This window comes from Allomuricauda sp. CP2A (assembly GCF_001683915.1).
Lineage (GTDB): Bacteria > Bacteroidota > Bacteroidia > Flavobacteriales > Flavobacteriaceae > Flagellimonas.
On record NZ_LXTT01000143.1, the window covers coordinates 50,062 to 68,275 of the forward strand.

Sequence of the window (18,214 nt, forward strand, 5' to 3'; positions counted from 1 at the left end):
TTCTATTTTTCTCACTATCTTTTAATAAAACAGCGAAATTCAAATGAAAACGAAATACATCGACTTGATCGAGCAGACTTATGATTTTCCCCAAGAGGAATTTCAATTAAAGGACAACAAGTTACAGTTCCACGGTGTAGACCTATATAATCTGGTCCAACGCTATGGAACCCCTTTGAAGTTCACATACCTGCCCAAAATATCCAAAAACATACAACGGGCAAAAGAATGGTTTGGCGCAGCCATGGCCAAGCATGGTTATGCGGGGTCTTACCATTATTGCTATTGCACCAAAAGCTCCCATTTTGAGCATGTTTTGAATGAAGCGCTCAAAAACGATATTCATATAGAGACCTCGTCGGCCTTTGATATCAATATTGTTGAACACTTAAAGAAGAAAGGCAAAATTTCCAAGAATACCTATGTTATCTGCAATGGGTTTAAAAGGGACCAGTATGTGCGGAACATTGCCAAACTGATCAATGAAGGACACACCAATTGTATTCCGATCATTGACAATTACGAGGAAATTGAATTGTTGAGCAGTGCTATTGACGGAAAATACAAAGTGGGCATCCGAATTGCTTCGGAAGAAGAGCCAAAATTTGAGTTCTACACCTCAAGATTGGGTATTGGGTACAAAAATATTGTTCCGTTTTACAACCAATCCATAAAAACCAATGAAAAAGTAGAATTGAAGATGTTGCACTTTTTCATTAATACGGGGATTAGGGACACAGCCTATTATTGGAACGAACTTTTAAAGTGCTTAAAGGTTTATATCAGCCTTAAAAAGGTGTGCCCAACCTTGGACAGCCTTAATATAGGTGGAGGATTTCCCATTAAAAACTCATTGGCCTTTGAGTACGATTACGAGTATATGGTCGATGAGATCATCCATCAGATCAAACAAGCCTGTGACGAGGCCGAAGTGGATGTCCCCCATATCTTCACCGAATTTGGAAGCTTCACGGTTGGCGAAAGTGGTGGCACCATTTATGAAGTTTTATACCAAAAACAGCAGAACGACCGTGAAAAATGGAATATGATCAATTCATCATTCATAACCACCATGCCAGATTCATGGGCGATCAGCAAACGGTTTATCACATTGGCCATTAACCGATGGAACGAAGAGTATGAGCGTGTTTTATTGGGTGGGCTTACCTGTGACAGTGACGACTATTACAACTCCGAGCAACACATGAACGCCATCTACATGCCCAAGTATAAAAAGGACAAGCCACTTTATATCGGTTTTTTCAATACTGGGGCCTACCAAGAAACCATTGGAGGTTTTGGGGGATTGCAGCACTGTCTCATTCCCCACCCCAAACACATACTCATTAATAAAGATGAGAAAGGGAATTTGAAAACCACGGTGTTCGCTGAACAGCAAACCGCCGAAGATTTCTTGTCCATTTTAGGGTATGGTCCAAAAAAAGATGAAAATGGTCTTTTAGACCCCAAAAAACTGCTGGTTTCCAGCAAAAACTGATTACGAATTATTAATTAAAATGAAAACGAATAGAATGTATGCTGGTATTCCCAAGGAATACGGGTCGCCTGAAAAGGCAAAAGTGGTGTTGTTGCCGGTTCCCTACGATGGTACAAGTACGTGGGGAAAAGGAGCTGACAAAGGTCCGGAGGCTTTTTTGGAAGCCTCGGAAAATATGGAGGTTTACGATATTGAAACAGATAGCGAAGTGTATAAACAAGGGATTTACTTGGCAGATGCCGTGGATGATTTTGAATCACCGGACACCATGGTTGATGCGGTGCACAAAACCGTGAAGGAGTTCATTAATCGGAACAAACTGGTGACTATGGTAGGTGGGGAGCATTCCATTTCCATTGGGGCGATCAGAGCATTCAACGAATGTTTTGAAGACCTTACAGTACTCCAGATTGATGCGCATGCCGACCTCAGAAAAGAATACAATGGCTCAAAATACAATCATGCCTGTGCCCTTTACGAGGCCAATGAGACCACAAATTTGGTGCAAGTGGGCATACGCAGTATGGACCATGCCGAAACCTTGGTCATGGACCGGGACAGGGTGTTTTTTGCCCATGAAATGGTAACGGATGATTTCTGGATGGACAATGCAATAGAATTAATGACGGACAATGTGTACATTACTTTTGATTTGGATGCATTTGACCCCTCGATAATGCCATCGACAGGGACTCCCGAGCCAGGCGGACTGCTCTGGTATGAAACCCTGGATTTTTTAAAGCGGGTCTTTGAAGAAAAGAATGTGGTGGGCTTTGACATTGTTGAACTGTGTCCCAATAAAAATGAGCGCTCTTCAGATTTTCTGGCAGCCAAGCTGTATTACAAAATGTTGAGCTATAAGTACGCCGATGAAAATGAATATATCGAAGATGGATTTGTTGAAGGAGACGAAGATTTCAAGAAATCCAATTCAATAATGGATGATTACGATGAGTGACAAAGGAGAAATAACACAATTTATTGAAAAATACTTCCTTCATTTCAATGCAGCTTCCCTAGTGGATGCCGCAAAAGGATATGAAGCACAGTTGAACCAGGGTTCCAAAATGTTGGTTTCCTTGGCGGGGGCCATGAGCACTGCCGAATTGGGCAAGATTTTTTCAGAAATCATACGTACCGATAAAGTGCACATTGTTTCCTGTACCGGGGCCAACTTGGAAGAGGATCTGATGAACCTTGTGGCGCACTCGCACTACAAACGGGTACCCAATTACAGGGATTTAACTCCCCAGGATGAATGGGAATTGTTGGAAAAGGGATTGAACCGCGTAACCGATACCTGTATTCCGGAGGAAGAAGCATTCCGTCGCTTGCAAAAGCACATCTTCAAACTTTGGAAAAATGCCGAAGAGGAAGGTAAACGCTATTTTCCGCATGAATATATGTACCAACTTTTGTTGTCCGGGGTTTTGGAAGAGTACTATGAAATCGATATTAAGGATTCATGGATGTATGCTGCGGCGCAAAAAAACCTCCCAATTGTGGTTCCTGGATGGGAAGACAGCACCATGGGCAACATTTTTGCCAGCTATGTCATTAAAGGGGAATTAAAGGCCAGTACCGTTAAATCCGGAATTGAGTACATGACCTTTTTGGCGGATTGGTACAGCAAAAACTCTGATAACGGTATCGGCTTTTTTCAAATTGGAGGAGGCATAGCCGGTGATTTTCCCATTTGTGTAGTGCCGATGTTGTACCAAGATATGGAGATGACCGACATCCCTTTTTGGTCTTATTTCTGCCAAATCAGTGATTCCACAACAAGTTTTGGGTCCTATTCCGGCGCGGTGCCCAATGAAAAGATCACTTGGGGAAAACTGGACATCCACACCCCTAAGTTCATTATAGAATCCGACGCGACCATTGTAGCACCGTTGATTTTTGCTTACCTCCTAAACATGTAATGATGAAAAACAGACAATCATTGGCGCTGAAACGCGTAATCGTGGATTACAAGAAGTTGGACAACCACATGCTCAACCTCTTGGTGGAAAAATATCCAGATGGGTACGATGATGATGATATCGTCACCTACCGAAACGCCAGCAATGAAGTGGTGGAGTGTATAGAGGTACGCACTGAGGATACCGCATATCTCATCAAGGTGAGCAAACGCTTGGTCATGGCAATGGAAGACTTTGATGTTAATGATGATGGTGACGATAGCGACGAAGAAACATCCCTGGATACGGATGGGTTGGAAAGTTCCGAAGAGGAATGATTTGGCCATAAATGTCCAAACACACATAACAACAATCAAATTTCCAGAGTATGAAAATTGTTTTTTTCATGTTCTTGTCCTTAGCGGCATTTTTGGAAGTACCTGCCACACAGGACGCTGATCTTGTGGTGGAAGCTACCTACAACGGTTACGTGGGGGGCAACTACACATTTGTTGATGCAGATGGTTCGGTCTATGAATTTTCCGAGATTGATTCAGAAGCAGCAAAGAAGTACGATTTGGATGCTGAGGATTTTGTAGGGAAAGACTTTACGGTCACCTACACCATCGACACAGCATTTGATGAGAATGATGATGAATATGACATTTATGTCATAGTGGATTTAGAACTAAGGAATTAATTATGGAAAGGGCAGGCGACCCCTGCCCCTTTTACATAGTAACTTAGCCAATATGAAAAGATTGGTCAAATCACGTCTTATCGCCTTGCACAAGGACAAGGTATTGGTGCTGCAAAAAGTGGGTAGACCGCTTCGGTACACCTTGCCCGGGGGCGTAAAGAAAAAGAAGGAGACGGAGGAAGAGACCCTGATCAGGGAAGTGGGGGAGGAAATAAAATTAAGACTGTCGCCCGGCGAGGTCCAGTTCTATCTGTCCCACATCAAAAAAGGCAGAATCAAGCCCATTATTAAAAATTATTTTCTGATCCACTTGAAACCATCGGCCATCAAGGTCAAGGAAAAGCACAAGTTTGAAGCGGCCTTTTGGGTAGATTGGAAAGAAGCCCTGCCCTTTATGGACAAATCGGACAGGTTGGCAGTAAGATCATATTTTAAAAGTTTTGGAAGAAAAACAAAGAAAAACAGAAAAAATGGAGGTCAAATTTCATCTCGCCTTGCCATGTAAGGACATAGAAGAGACCCGGACCTTCTATCAAGAGGTCATCCAGGCCAATTTGGGCAGACATGCTGAAAAATGGTTGGACGTTGACCTTTTTGGTCATCAATTGACGTTTACGCAATCGGGAAATTTTAATTTCGATTTTAAGAACTACCGTTTGGAGGATTATATCTTGCCGTCGTTCCACTTTGGGATCATTGTACCCGTGGATGTTTGGGGCGAACTTTACACAAGATTGTTCCAAATGGATTTGGAAATTACCACCGAGGCCACTTTTATGCAGGATAAAATTGGGGAGCACCTTTCCTTTTTTATACAGGATCCCAATGGCTATATGGTGGAATTCAAAAGCTTTAAGGAGACCACTGAGATTTTTGCAACAGAGTAATGAATGGACTTTAAGGCCATAGCGCTTCATCTTGCCGGAAACATTGATATTTTTGGTTGTAGACAGGCGTTTCACAAAAAATTATTGTTTGGAGATCGGGATGAACTGTTTTATGCCGATGAGGGAGGATACGTATATATTTTCAGGTACGGTATTGTGTCCTTTTTTGGGTTTGATGAGGCATCCATTGCGGCCACTACCGAAGAAATCAAGCCCTTTTGCGAAGGATGGCAGCAGTCTGAACTCACTGAGGAAATAGATATAGAACTCTTGCCGGGCAATGCCAAGCCCAAGGTCACCAATAATAAGATCATTTTGCCCGAATCCGATATTGAGGCCATGCGATTAACATTGCTCCATTTGTCCCAATCCGTGGCATTGGATTATTTTTCAGGACTTTCGGAACAGATCATGAAGGAGACCCGTCAACACACCAACCATTTGGAAGTGAAGGGAAAATTAGATCTTGGAGGCAGAAGACTAAAAAAACACATCGGCAGGGTGCTGAACATCAACAACCAGATTTCAGAGAACCTCTATATTTTTGATTCGCACGAGGTGGTCTGGGAAGATGAGGATTTGGACCGATTGGACAAAAACTTGAAGCAAATCTTTGATTTGAAGGAACGATATCGTACCATTAAAGAGCAAGGGTACATTATAAAAGAAAACCTGAGCCTTTTTAAGGACATTATGGATCACCGGGAGAGCAGTAGATTGGAGTGGATCATCATTATCTTGATCTTGGTTGAGGTAGTGGACCTGTTTATTATGCGATTGATCAATTAATTATATAGTTTATTTTGGACAGTACTAAAATATTGGGCAGCGAAGAGTGGTGCCGTTTGGAGGAAATGGGCATTCCTGCTATCAAAGCCCGGGTCGATTCAGGGGCAAAAACCTCTTCCATTCAGGCCAGCAAAGTAAAGATTTTTACCAAGGGATTAGAGGATTGGGTGCGTTTTGAGGTCAATCCCATTCAAGATAACCGTAGCATTTCCATTCTGTGTCAAGCCAAATTGTTTGATGTAAGAAGCGTGAAGAGCTCGCAAGGTATATCGGAGGAGCGCCCTGTGATCAAGACACCGGTCACCATTGGCCGCAAGACCTTTGATATAGAGTTGACCTTGGCCAATAGGGACACCATGGAATACCGAATGCTTTTGGGCAGGGAAGCCATCAATGACAGATATTTGGTAGATCCAGCCCAGAGTTTTTGTCAGGGAGATATTTCCACCGAAGAGATTTCCAAAAAGTACAAACCCTATATGAGTGAGAAATCGGGGTTGACCTTGGGGCTTTTGGCCAGTAACCCTGAATTGTACAGCAATAAACGAATCATAGAGGCCGGGGAGATGCGGGGCCACAAAGTGGTCTTTTTGAATGTGGAGAATGCGTACATGAAACTGGATGCAAGTTCTCCGGAAATCCGGTACCGTGGAGGGAATGTCTTGGACAAGTTTGATGCGGTGATTCCCCGAATAAAGCCAGCCGTCACATTTTATGGTTGTGCCTTATTGCGGCAATTTGATACGTTGGGCGTGTACTGCCTTAATTCCGCCGATTCCATTAGCAAGTCGCGGGACAAGCTCTTTGCCTCGCAACTGTTTTCCAAGAACGATATCCATATTCCCATTACAGGCTTTGCCAAGTCTCCCATGGACACCAAGGACCTCATACGGATGGTCAATGGTTCCCCATTGATCATAAAATTATTGGAGAGTACCCAGGGCAAAGGAGTGGTTCTGGCCGAGACCAATAAGGCGGCGGAAAGTGTGATCAATGCCTTTAAAAGTGTACAGACCAATATTTTGGTGCAGGAATTTATCAAAGAAGCCAATGGGCAGGACATTCGCTGTTTTGTGGTGAACGGCAAAGTGGTGGCTTCCATGCAGCGTCAGGCACAGAAAGGGGAATTCAGGGCAAACATTCATCAAGGGGGCGCAGCATCCAAGATTAAAATAACACCTGAGGAACGTAAGTTGGCCGTAAAATCTGCCAAGGTCCTTAATTTGGATGTTGCCGGGGTAGACATCATCCGATCTAATAGGGGGCCTTTGCTTTTGGAAGTAAATTCATCTCCGGGCTTGGAAGGTATTGAAAACACAACCGGGATGGATATTGCCAATGTCATGATCGAGACCATAGAACGAAAGTTGAAATACCATAATTGATTGATACCGAAGGTATTTCTTGTTAAATAATTTGCTTTTCTGATTTTTTCTTTTATATTACAAGGTATGGTTGGAAAAGAAATAGACGAACATAAAGATTTTTTGGAAAGAGCAATAAACTACCTCAAGGAAAGAGGGTTTACCAATATCAAAACAGATTTGCCGGGATACGAATCACCCAAGACCTTTGTGAAAAAGAAGGGTGGAACCAATCTTTCGGCCGATATATCTGCACATAAGAATGGTAGAAAGTATTTCTTTGACATTAGCCTTAAATCATTTGACCCAAGTAAGTTGAAGTCAAAATGGCTGCTCTTGGATACTGTGGCACGTTTACGTTCTAACCGGTTTAAGATCATTACCACCAAAGGGCATTTCAAATTTACCGACACACTTCTCAAAGATGTAAATTTGACCAGTAAAGAGCCTATCAGGATATAACATTGGACCTCAATAGAGGTCTTTTTTTTTGGTCGCCCCCAACGAATCTACAATTCTTTCATTTTTAATTACCCAAATGCCTTTTATCGATCTAGGTACATCTCCCTATATTTTTTTCGCATTGATAAATTCCAACTTTATAACCAAAAAAGGGGATTAAAATAGTGCCTTTTTAAAAAAGTATGAATTCAAAAGGGGCATTCGTTAAGAGATATGCCCCATTGATTAATTAAGGCTTTGCCAGAAAATAATTCATGGTAAGTTTACCACAGCAAATGAAAAACTCTTTGTGGTTAAAACACAAACCTCCAAAAAATAAGATAAGGTAAATTGTAAGGTATTCTACCTGTTCTTAACCTACTGTCTTGTTCCAAAGAGGTTTTACGTTGCGCCAGGGGGTTTTGAGGTTGAGCCCCTTGGTTGTAACGGTTTTTTATGATCAAGTAAAATATTCCCATAAATTTGACCTACATTTCTCAGAAAAAGAGCCTTTCCCTTTGGGCTCTTTTTCATTTTTGGTCAATTTTAACGAGTACTCTTTTTACATTGTTCACATCTTTTAAAAAAAACGAGGGATATCCCACATTTCCTTTTTGTAAGGTTCTTTCCAAAAAAGCTACTTTTGTAAGATAATATAATGAGGAAGATTTAGCTATGTCAGAACAATTGGAAAGAATAAAAACATTGATCATAGGATCCGGACCAGCTGGATACACCGCTGCAATTTATGCCGCTAGAGCCGATTTGAAACCTGTAATGTACACCGGTATGGAACCTGGGGGACAGTTGACCACCACCACCGAAGTGGATAATTTCCCGGGCTATCCCGAAGGGATAGATGGCCCAACAATGATGATTCAATTGCAGCAGCAAGCAGAACGGTTCGGTACTGAAGTTAGGATAGGTATGGTCACTGCGGTAGACCTTAGCGAAGAGTTTGGTGGAATCCACAAAATTACCGTGGATGATTCCAAAGTGATTGAAGCGGAAACCGTGATTATTTCAACAGGCGCATCTGCCAAGTATTTGAACATTCCAAGTGAGCAACGTTTGCGCGGAGGTGGTGTATCTGCCTGCGCCGTTTGTGATGGATTCTTCTACAAAGGACAGGAAGTTGCCATAGTTGGGGCGGGTGATACCGCAGCCGAAGAAGCTTCCTATTTGGCCAATATCTGTAAAAAAGTAACCATGTTGGTTAGAAAGGACTATATGAGAGCATCAAAAGCCATGCAGCATAGGGTCAACAGTATTGACAATATTGAAATTAGATACAACACCGAGGTGGATGAGGTTCTTGGAGACCAAGTGGTGGAAGGCCTCAGAATGGTGAACAACCAAACAGGTGAGAAAGAGGAGATAGCCATTACGGGACTTTTTATCGCTATCGGACATAAGCCAAACACGGGTATATTCAAAGGCCAATTGGATATGGATGAGACGGGGTACATCATTACCCAGCCCAAATCCACCAAGACCAATAGGCCTGGAGTCTTTGCCAGCGGTGATGCACAGGACAAAATCTATAGACAGGCCGTAACAGCAGCCGGAACAGGTTGTATGGCAGCTCTTGATGCTGAACGGTATTTGGCCGCTGTGGAAAGCAAGGAAACAGTTGTTTCCTAAGAAATCCATTGATAAAACATGTACTTGAAAAAGTGGTCCAAATGGACCACTTTTTTTGTTTGAAGACATTTGGGCAAAAGAAATAATTCAAAAACCTTAAATTGTGAGGGATTGCCAAATCAAAAAATTTCAACTAATTAATTAGCTAAAAACAAACACGTGAAAACAAACAAACAGTTCTTTCGAATCGGTATGTACATGCTGTTGATGTCCGTATTCATTCTAGCTTGTAACAACAATCCCAAAGACACTACACCGTGGCAACCACTATTTGATGGAAAAACCTTGGATGGATGGATCATTTTAGGCGGTACTGCGGAATATGAACTACAGAATGGAGAAATTGTGGGCAAGACCGTCCACAATACCCCCAATACTTTTCTGGCCACCGATAAAGACTACAGTGATTTTATTTTAGAATTGGACTATCTGGTCGATTCTACCATGAACTCCGGCATACAGATTCGCAGCCACAGCCTCCCAGCATATAAAAATGGAAGGGTACACGGCTATCAGGTGGAAATTGATCCTTCGGATAGAGCTTGGAGCGCCGGAATTTATGAAGAGGCCAGACGGGGATGGTTGGTTCCCTTGACCAACAATGAAAGGGCACAAGATGCCTTTATGCAAAATGAATGGAACCATTACCGCATTGAGGCTATTGGGGATACCATCAAAACATGGATCAACGGTGTGCCAGCTTCTTATCTTATCGATGATGAAACGGATAGTGGATTTATAGCATTGCAGGTGCACAGCATCGGAGAGAATCAAAAAGCAGGTACGGAAATCCGATGGAGAAATGTTCGGATACTTACCGATAGCCTTCAAAAATATACCAGGACAATGCCTTTAAAGCCCGTGATCACAAAAAACAGCCTTACCCACCACGAAAAAGAAGAAGGCTGGGAGCTCTTATGGGATGGTGAAACCACCAAAGGTTGGCGTGGTGCCAAGCTGGACCATTTTCCCGAAGAGGGCTGGACCATTGAAAACGGAGAGCTCACTGTACTGCCATCAGGCGGAGGCGAGTCGGAAGCCGGAGGTGATATCGTTACGGAAAAACAATATGGCAATTTTGAACTGAAATTGGACTTTAAATTGACAGAAGGAGCCAACAGCGGCATAAAATATTATGTGGATACAGATTTGAACAAAGGAGAAGGTTCCTCCATTGGACTGGAATACCAACTATTGGATGATGAGGTGCATCCCGATGCAAAATTGGGCAACCATGAAGGCAGCAGGACCTTGGCATCGCTGTATGATCTTATCCAAGCCGACACTACCAAATATGTAAAACCCATCGGTGAGTGGAATTCGGCCCATGTTATTTCAAACAACAACCATGTGGAGCACTGGTTGAATGGGATGAAAGTATTGGAGTACGAGCGAAGTAGCGATGATTATAAAAAATTGGTATCGGAAAGCAAGTACAAAATATGGCCAAATTTTGGTGAAGCCGAAAAGGGAAATATCCTGCTCCAAGACCATGGAAACAAGGTTACTTTCAAGAATATCAAAATCAAAGAACTATAAATAGCCAATACCATGAATACACGAAGGGATTTCATTAAAAAGACAACCGTGGGCGCCACTGGCTTGACATTGGTGGGAATGCCCAGCTTTGGCTTGTCCAATGTTTTAGGGGCCAATGATAGGCTTAGAGTAGCCGTTATTGGGGTGCGGAGTAGGGCCAAGGCACACGTCATAGCCATTCATCAAGACCCCAATGCCCAGATTTTATACAATTGCGATGTAGATGATGTGATTATTGAAGAGCACAACGCTTGGTGTCAGAACAACATCGGTTATGTGCCCAAAGTGGAAAAAGACTTCCGGAAAATTTTGGAAGACAAGGATGTGGATGCCGTCTTCATTGCAACGCCGGAACATTGGCATGCCCCAATGGCCATCATGGCGATGCAAGCGGGCAAGCATGTCTATGTTGAAAAGCCCTGTAGCCACAATCCGTATGAGAACGATCTTTTGGTGGCTGCCCAGAACAAGTATGGCAAAAAAGTACAAATGGGCAACCAGCAGCGTTCGGCCAAAACTTCCATTATGGCGATGGCAGACATCAAGAATGGGGTTATCGGTGAGGCATATAAGGCTGAAGCCTATTATTCCAATAATAGGGGGTCTATTGGGAAAGGGGCAGAAATTTCCGTGCCCAAAACCTTGGATTGGGAACTCTGGCAAGGGCCAGCCCCTCGCGAAGCGTATCGGGATAACATACATCCCTATAACTGGCATTGGTTCCGCAATTGGGGTACGGGTGAAATCCACAACAATGGCACCCACGAAATTGACATAAGCCGTTGGGCCCTAGGGGTGGATCTCCCCGAAACCGTGACTTCATTTGGTGGGAAGTATACCTACGATGATGACTGGGAATTTGTGGACAATCAGCAGGTGACCTACACATTTCCCGGAGACAAGTTCATCACATGGACAGGGCACAGTAGAGGAATGATGAAACCTGAACGTCCGGGAAGGGGAGTGACTATATATGGTAGCAAAGGAACCATTGAGCTCGATAGGAATTTTTACAAATTGTACGATTTGGGCGGGAATCCCATAAAATTTGAGTTTGAGAATTCGGTAAGTGCCACCACCAACACCCAGGGAATAGGCGGTTTGGATGTAGATCATGTAAAGAACTTTTTCAACGCCATACGCAAGGATGAGTCATTGCATGCAGAAATCAACGATGCCAGTATTTCCACCATGCTGTGCCATTTGGGGAATTTTGCACAAGATGCCGGGCATAGTCTTAAAATAGATACCAAAACCGGAAAGGTGCTCAACAATGATACCGTAATGGAAAACTGGAAGCGGGAGTATGAAAAAGGATGGGAACCTAAATTATAATTGAATGAAACGAAGGGAATTTACCAAGAAGAGCGGTGTGGCCCTAGCGGGCGTTTCTACTTTGGGAACTGGAATTTGGACACCATTCAAAAAAGATACCATAAAAGTTGGTGTCATTGGTACAGGTGACCGGGGTGGTGGTCTAATTTCAATTATGAACGATATTCCCGGGTTAGAGGTGGTGGGTTGCTGTGATGTTTTGCCTTTTCGGCTGGAGAGCGGAATAAAAAAGGTTTCTGGAAATGCCATGGCCTATGCTGACCATAGAGCCCTTTTGGATAATAATGATATAGATGCGGTCATTGTTTCCACACCCTTCAGTACCCACGAAAAAATTGCATTGGATGCACTGGACGCCGGAAAACATGTGTACTGTGAAAAAACCATGGCGAAAGGGTTTGATGGCATTCAAAATCTGGTTCAAGCGGCCTCAAGTGCAAAGACGGTGTTCCAAACCGGACATCAATACCATAGTTCCAGACTCTATACCCATGTGGTCGATTTGATAAAAAAAGGAAAAATAGGGAAGGTTACTGCAATTGATTGCCAATGGAACCGCAATGCAGATTGGCGTAGGCCCGTTCCACATCCAAAATACGAAAGGGCCATCAATTGGCGCATGTATAAAGAATTTTCGGGAGGTTTATTGGCGGAACTCTGCTCACATCAGCTGGATTTGGCCAATTGGATTTTGGATGCTGTGCCGCTTAGGGTTATTGGCGAAGGTGGCATTGATTATTGGAAGGATGGTCGGGAAACGTATGACAATGTGCACATGATCTATACCTATCCCAATGGGGTAAGGGCCAAATTCACTTGTTTGACCAGTAACTCCAAGGATGATTATTTGATTAAAATTCTGGGAGACAATGGCACCATAACCATAGGGTATACCAATGCCTGGTTCTATCCGGAAAAATTGGAGGAAAACAAACAAATAGGTGAGGTTGACGGGGTTTCAGGAGCAACCCTTGAATGGGACGAGCACAATGGTATTCCCATTAAAATGGAGCATTTGGACCCCACCAAACAGGCCTTGTTGGATTTTAAAAACGCTGTCAGTAATGACCAAGAACCAAATTCAAGTGTTGAGACAGGAGCCAAGGCCGCTATTTGTGTACAGATGGGCCTTGATGCTTTGTACAATGGCACCTCAGTATCTTGGAAAACAGGTATTGTTTAATAAAATAAAAACGCTGTCTAAAAAGTCAATTTTCGTCAACCTGAACTTGTTTCAGGTTCCCATAATGATTTGTTTATCAGTATGACGTGTTTCAATACTTTTTGGACAGCCTCTTTGTACTTGTCAATTTAATCTATGCGCCGGTAATTTTCGGAAAAGGTCCTATTGCCTTCTTCATCTACGGTTATTTGACTGTAGGTATCATTTTGCAGATCAAGCTCAAAAACAAATTCGGTCAACGTGTCCAAAGCTTTCATCATTTCGGCATCCCCGAAGATGATGGTCTCATGGAGTTCATTTTCCTTAATGTAATATGAACCATAACCAAACCTTCCATTGTTGTCATTGGGCACATACCTGGACCACATTACCTTACCGTTGTAATACATTTTCACTTGGCGGTACCCATCTGCCCTGGGCATTGTGTCCGAAACAGTAACTCCATCATCATAATTGTAGAAACTTACCAATTCCCATGTTCCTTCTATGGTATGCATGTTGTCAGGTTTTGGAGCTGTAAATCTTGTGGCCGAGATTAAAATGAACATCAAAATGGCCAATCCCAATATTTTTTTCATAGTTGTTAGTTTAGAGTTAGACTACATTTCCCTTAATAAGGTACAAATAATTTTAACAAATATTTAAAAACAAACCCATAAAATTAAGGATATGTTAAAACGAAAAAGGCCCGACAAATAGCCGGGCCATGGATTGGATAAAATGAAAAAGTGCTTGCGAATATTCGCTGTTTTGTCGATCAATATTTGTGGACGCTGCCAGAAACAGATTTCTTTTTCTGCACATTGGCTTCCCCGGTATAGGATATGTCCGCTCCGCTGCTGGCATCGGCCACCAACGATTCTGAAACATTGACGGAAATGTCCGCTCCGCTACTGGCATCGGCATTGCAGGTCTTGGCCATAAGATCCTTGGCCTTGATGTCAGAACCGCTACTGGCATCGACATAGAGCATATCTGCCCTTCCAGACAGTCGGATATCAGCCCCACTACTGGCATCTGCAGATACTTCATGGGCCACAACCTCAACTTGTATGTCAGAACCACTGCTGGCATCCAGTTCCAAGTTTTCGGACTCGATAACATTTTGTGCAATAAGGTCTGCACCGCTGGAGCTTTTCAATGCAGTAATATGAGGTAGGGAAACATAGACTTTCTTGGTGGCCCTACCAATGTTTTCAATGGCATGTATTTTAAGTCGTCCATCCCTAATATCCGTTCCGATAAGATCTATGATGTTCTCATCAGCTTCAACGGTAATCTTGAATTCTTGGTCTTGGGTCACAAATACATCCAGGCCTTCTGAGGCAGATACCTCGGTAAAATCCTCTGTGACGTTTCGGGTTTCTTCCACCACTTCGCCGTTTCCTCGTTTACCGTCGCCAAAGTTCATATCGAACATACAGGACGAAGCAAATAAAGAGAATAATGCTGCGATGGCTAATCTTGCTAGTGTTGTCATGATTGTTGTTTTAATGATTGATTCGAAATTCGTTATTGCTATTCGTTATATAAATTAATAATTGCCCAATTGTAGAAAACAGGTACTCAAATGTTGTTTTTTTCGCCTGCTTTCACTTTAATGCCGTCTTCGTTGATCTTCATCTCAAAAGAATCTCCCCGATCTTTGAGGTTGATGTCCACCCCATCTTCGTTGATAATGATCTTTCCGCCCTCTTCTTCCTCGTTTTCTTCAGGATCTTCGGGACAGTCTTGGCATTTTAATTCGCCATCATTCCCCATGATCCAGACGTAACCCACAATACCACTTCGGTAATACTCCTTGTCGTTGTCGATGCCGCGCCCAAGGTAACCTCGGGTCGATTCTTCAAACCTCACTGTTCTCCCTTCAGGAATATGGAGGGTAACGGTCACTTCTTGATCTCTGGCCTTGTTGGAAACATCCGTGGTAAGGTGCTCATCCAAAGCGATGGTATTTCCCAGCAATTCATACCCATAATTAATTTCTTTGGCTCGGTCTCTGGCCACCAAAGATGTACTTCCATGGGAGTCCTTTCGGATATTGATTCTTACATAGTCATCATCAGACTTTCTTACTTTGATATCCACATCGTCAGAAATCAAGACCCTATTGTCATTTTGGTCATAGCCAAAGGTCATACGCCCAAAATGTACGTCTTCCATACTGTGTTCAAATCCAGTAGATCTCATTTTTACCAATAAGGTATCCGTAGGATTCTCCATAAGTATCTGGTCCTTTTCATGAATACTGCCCACATTGGCAAACTCGGCTGCTTGGCGTACCCCAAGGGCAAACAATACCCCCATGGAAATCAACCAAAGCCCCAAAAGGGAGAACTTGGCAATGTTCCCGATGGATTTTAGGTTGTTCACCAAAATCTTCAAGCCCAAATACAGAACGAAGAAAAATGGGATTGCAAAGGCGAAGAAGAGCAACAGTGAAACTACCCAAACCGGTGCACCTGTGGTATTCACGATTTCGTAAAAATCCACTCCGGGAAAATGTACGGCATTCAGCAGTCCCACGGAAAAGAGTGCTATGAACAACCCAATTAGTGTTGCGGCACCTATGATGATCAACAAAATGCCAATGAACTTGCCAAATACTTTGAACAGGAACATGATAATATCGCCTATGGCGTCAAAAAAGGTCTTGGAGCTGCTTTTGACCTTGTTGCCCACTTTTTCGTAGTCAACATTTTTCACTTTGTCTGCAACATCATCAAACCCCTCTTTAACCTTGCGTTCTATATTGCTGATGTTGACAGGCTCTCCCCGCATATCCAATTTTTGCGAGGTAGTGGCCGCTTCGGGGACCAAGATCCAAAGTAGAATGTAGGCGACCAGACCAAAACCGGTGAAAATGGCCAATAGGATAAAGATCAACCGAATCCAAAGGGCATCAAAGCCTAAATAATGTTCCAATCCGGCGCAGACACCACCAATATATTTGTGGTCAATGTCCCTGTAGAGCTTTTTGGCTCTTGACTTGGGTTCGGTATAGGTCTTTTTGGGTTCGTCCTCAAAGATGTCCTCATCCACCATATAGTCTTCGGGTTGCCCCATGACATTGATGACCTCGTCCACCTGTTTTTGGGTGATGACCTGTCGTTCATTTTCCATTTTCTCCAAAAAGAGTTCGGCTATCCGTGCCTCGATATCGGCGATGATCTCATCGCTTCCCGGCGTACCGGAAAAAGACCGCTTTATGGACTCCAAATATCGTCTCAGCTTGTTATACGCATCATCATCTATATGAAAGAGCGTATTGGCTAAATTTATATTTACTGTCTTGTTCATTTTTGATACTTATTTTGTGTTGGTTACCAGATTGACTGCATTTCTAAGTTCATCCCATGTACCGTTGAGTTCATTGAGAAACAATTGACCTGTTTCGGTAAGGGCGTAGTATTTTCGGGGTGGCCCCGAGGTGGATTCTTCCCATCTATAGTTGAGCAAACCTGCATTTTTCAACCTTGTCAACAAAGGGTATATGGTACCTTCCACTACTAACATCTTGGCGTCTTTTAGGGCCTCCAGAATTTCCGAAGCATACTTGTCATCATCCTTTAGGATGGACAGGATGCAGTACTCCAGAACCCCTTTGCGCATCTGTGCTTTTGTGTTTTCTATGTTCATAACTTCATGGTTCTAATTTAGTGCTGAATTTACGTTCAGCATCTGTTTTAACTGTTCGTTTTCTTGTGCTGAACTTATTTCAGCTTTGTTTCCACTCCATTCCCCTGTGATGAGCAGGGGAAGTGGAAACGTTTTTTGATTGATGATTGATTGATGATTGATTGATGTTTTTTTCGTTTTTTGATTGACCCTTTGCTTCGACTATGCTCGACATAAACTGGCTCAGGGCATGTGAATAAACTCCTATTTTATTTCGATTTAATGTAAGCTTACAACCCGACTAATTTTCCAGTTGTCCCCAATCTGTTTCCAGATAACTATAAATTTACTCGCCTTTGATTTGGCATTGGGTTCTTCCTTGTTGTAAAATTTATGCATTGCTATTTCTACGGCCCCAAAATTCTCTATGGGATGTACTTCAATGCTTCCGTCCACTAGTGTCCGCGTCACTTTCCCACAAATGTTTTTTTCCAGACTTTCCAGCAGGGCTTGCTTATCTTTGGAGAACCCACCTTTGTCATGATAAAACTCAATATCCTCATCGAAGATTTCAGCCTGTTTTTCCATGTCGCAGGTGTTATAGGCATTAAAATAGATGCTGTCCATCCGAGCAATGGTCGTGTATAGTTCAGAATCCTTTTGAGCTTGTGCCATTGCCGACGATGTCATTACCATAAAACCTATACCGAGGATTAATTTCAACTTTTTCATTATTTGATGAATTTTATGGTCAATGGATACTTAAAAGTTTCCCCCTCATTGGTCCGGATGGTGGCCAAGATGGTATACACAATATTAACGATGGCAAGCCCAACTTGAATGACCCCACTAATACCGGCTGGCCAAAAAAGCCGACCAAACTTAAAATCGTCGCTGTTGATGCTGATGTTTAGGTCGTTGAAATCACTCAACCGGTGGATTCCAAAAAAGTCCCAGTCAAATGCATCGGGCCAAAAACCAATAAAAAAAGGAATGCTGATCAAGCCTGCAACAATGGAGTAGAGGAGCATGCTCATTTGAAAGTTCAGGGCCTGCTTCCCATTATAATCCACAAACTTGTGTTCTTTTTTATTGGCGGTCCACAGAATCAAGGGAAGGATAAAGTTCCCAAAAGGGATAAACCACTTTGAAAAGGTGGACGCATGGATCAATGCGGATAAATTTCGTTCGTGTTTGGTTAATGTGGTAGCCATTTTTTGATTGATGAATTTTAGATATAAATTAGTTTACCTATTAGCTTACGATGCAAATATATATCCAAAAGACAGTACTATGCAAAACAAAGTACTAT

At 42.7% G+C, this 18,214-nt stretch carries 20 protein-coding genes; 14 read left to right on the forward strand and 6 right to left on the reverse strand.

Annotated elements, in window-relative coordinates; genetic code table 11:
* Positions 1 to 43: 43 nt before the first annotated feature.
* The 14 genes from A7D14_RS17265 to A7D14_RS17335 all read left to right on the forward strand — a co-directional run bounded on the left by A7D14_RS17265 (position 44) and on the right by A7D14_RS17335 (position 13,284).
* Positions 44 to 1,498 carry an arginine decarboxylase gene (locus A7D14_RS17265; protein ID WP_067037399.1) on the forward strand — a complete coding sequence of 485 codons (1,455 nt, stop codon included), beginning with the start codon at positions 44 to 46 and terminating at the stop codon, positions 1,496 to 1,498.
* Positions 1,499 to 1,517: 19 nt separating this feature from the next.
* The gene (speB, locus tag A7D14_RS17270; protein WP_067037401.1) at positions 1,518 to 2,456 is read left to right on the forward strand and encodes an agmatinase; all 939 of its coding nucleotides are present in this window, start codon (positions 1,518 to 1,520) and stop codon (positions 2,454 to 2,456) included.
* Entirely contained in the window at positions 2,449 to 3,423 is a 975-nt protein-coding gene (locus A7D14_RS17275; protein WP_067037403.1) for a deoxyhypusine synthase family protein, read from the forward strand. The genes speB and A7D14_RS17275 overlap by 8 nt, the downstream gene beginning before the upstream one ends.
* A 2-nt stretch (positions 3,424 to 3,425) precedes the next feature.
* Positions 3,426 to 3,740: a hypothetical protein gene (locus A7D14_RS17280; protein ID WP_083158148.1), complete on the forward strand. Its 315-nt coding sequence runs from the start codon at positions 3,426 to 3,428 to the stop codon at positions 3,738 to 3,740.
* Between the two features lie 50 nt (positions 3,741 to 3,790).
* Positions 3,791 to 4,102, forward strand: a complete 312-nt coding sequence (locus A7D14_RS17285; RefSeq protein WP_067037405.1) for a hypothetical protein — start codon at positions 3,791 to 3,793, stop codon at positions 4,100 to 4,102.
* Positions 4,103 to 4,154: 52 nt separating this feature from the next.
* A complete protein-coding gene (locus tag A7D14_RS17290; protein ID WP_067037407.1) occupies positions 4,155 to 4,607 on the forward strand; it encodes an NUDIX hydrolase in 453 nt (150 codons plus the stop codon).
* Positions 4,573 to 4,989 (forward strand): VOC family protein, encoded by a 417-nt coding sequence (locus A7D14_RS17295; RefSeq protein WP_067037408.1) that lies wholly within the window; start codon positions 4,573 to 4,575, stop codon positions 4,987 to 4,989. Before A7D14_RS17290 ends, A7D14_RS17295 begins: the two co-directional genes overlap by 35 nt.
* Before the next feature lie 3 nt (positions 4,990 to 4,992).
* Positions 4,993 to 5,778, forward strand: coding sequence for an RMD1 family protein (locus tag A7D14_RS17300; protein WP_067037410.1), 786 nt, complete (start codon positions 4,993 to 4,995; stop codon positions 5,776 to 5,778).
* An 11-nt stretch (positions 5,779 to 5,789) separates the two neighbouring features.
* A complete protein-coding gene (gene rimK / locus A7D14_RS17305) occupies positions 5,790 to 7,163 on the forward strand; it encodes a 30S ribosomal protein S6--L-glutamate ligase (RefSeq protein ID WP_218058550.1) in 1,374 nt (457 codons plus the stop codon).
* A 66-nt stretch (positions 7,164 to 7,229) separates the two neighbouring features.
* Positions 7,230 to 7,604: a hypothetical protein gene (locus tag A7D14_RS17310; RefSeq protein ID WP_067037412.1), complete on the forward strand. Its 375-nt coding sequence runs from the start codon at positions 7,230 to 7,232 to the stop codon at positions 7,602 to 7,604.
* 654 nt (positions 7,605 to 8,258) lie between these two features.
* Entirely contained in the window at positions 8,259 to 9,227 is a 969-nt protein-coding gene (trxB, locus tag A7D14_RS17320) for a thioredoxin-disulfide reductase (RefSeq protein WP_067037416.1), read from the forward strand.
* A gap of 192 nt (positions 9,228 to 9,419) precedes the next feature.
* A complete protein-coding gene (locus A7D14_RS17325) occupies positions 9,420 to 10,766 on the forward strand; it encodes a DUF1080 domain-containing protein (RefSeq protein ID WP_409552700.1) in 1,347 nt (448 codons plus the stop codon).
* A gap of 12 nt (positions 10,767 to 10,778) precedes the next feature.
* Positions 10,779 to 12,101, forward strand: coding sequence for a Gfo/Idh/MocA family protein (locus A7D14_RS17330; RefSeq protein WP_067037420.1), 1,323 nt, complete (start codon positions 10,779 to 10,781; stop codon positions 12,099 to 12,101).
* Between the two features lie 4 nt (positions 12,102 to 12,105).
* Positions 12,106 to 13,284, forward strand: a complete 1,179-nt coding sequence (locus A7D14_RS17335; protein ID WP_067037422.1) for a Gfo/Idh/MocA family protein — start codon at positions 12,106 to 12,108, stop codon at positions 13,282 to 13,284.
* A gap of 128 nt (positions 13,285 to 13,412) precedes the next feature.
* On the opposite strand, the gene A7D14_RS17340 is transcribed toward A7D14_RS17335, so the two are convergent.
* From A7D14_RS17340 to A7D14_RS17365, 6 genes are all read right to left on the reverse strand, one after another.
* Positions 13,413 to 13,862 (reverse strand): hypothetical protein, encoded by a 450-nt coding sequence (locus tag A7D14_RS17340; RefSeq protein ID WP_067037424.1) that lies wholly within the window; start codon positions 13,860 to 13,862, stop codon positions 13,413 to 13,415.
* Positions 13,863 to 14,041: 179 nt separating this feature from the next.
* Positions 14,042 to 14,764, reverse strand: coding sequence for a head GIN domain-containing protein (locus A7D14_RS17345; RefSeq protein ID WP_067037426.1), 723 nt, complete (start codon positions 14,762 to 14,764; stop codon positions 14,042 to 14,044).
* An 86-nt stretch (positions 14,765 to 14,850) separates the two neighbouring features.
* Positions 14,851 to 16,584 carry a PspC domain-containing protein gene (locus tag A7D14_RS17350; RefSeq protein ID WP_067037428.1) on the reverse strand — a complete coding sequence of 578 codons (1,734 nt, stop codon included), beginning with the start codon at positions 16,582 to 16,584 and terminating at the stop codon, positions 14,851 to 14,853.
* 9 nt (positions 16,585 to 16,593) lie between these two features.
* Positions 16,594 to 16,923, reverse strand: a complete 330-nt coding sequence (locus tag A7D14_RS17355; RefSeq protein ID WP_036385693.1) for a PadR family transcriptional regulator — start codon at positions 16,921 to 16,923, stop codon at positions 16,594 to 16,596.
* A gap of 258 nt (positions 16,924 to 17,181) precedes the next feature.
* Positions 17,182 to 17,634, reverse strand: a complete 453-nt coding sequence (locus A7D14_RS17360) for a nuclear transport factor 2 family protein (RefSeq protein ID WP_067037430.1) — start codon at positions 17,632 to 17,634, stop codon at positions 17,182 to 17,184.
* Positions 17,634 to 18,116, reverse strand: a complete 483-nt coding sequence (locus A7D14_RS17365; protein WP_067037432.1) for a DUF4870 domain-containing protein — start codon at positions 18,114 to 18,116, stop codon at positions 17,634 to 17,636. Before A7D14_RS17365 ends, A7D14_RS17360 begins: the two co-directional genes overlap by 1 nt.
* Positions 18,117 to 18,214: the final 98 nt, after the last annotated feature.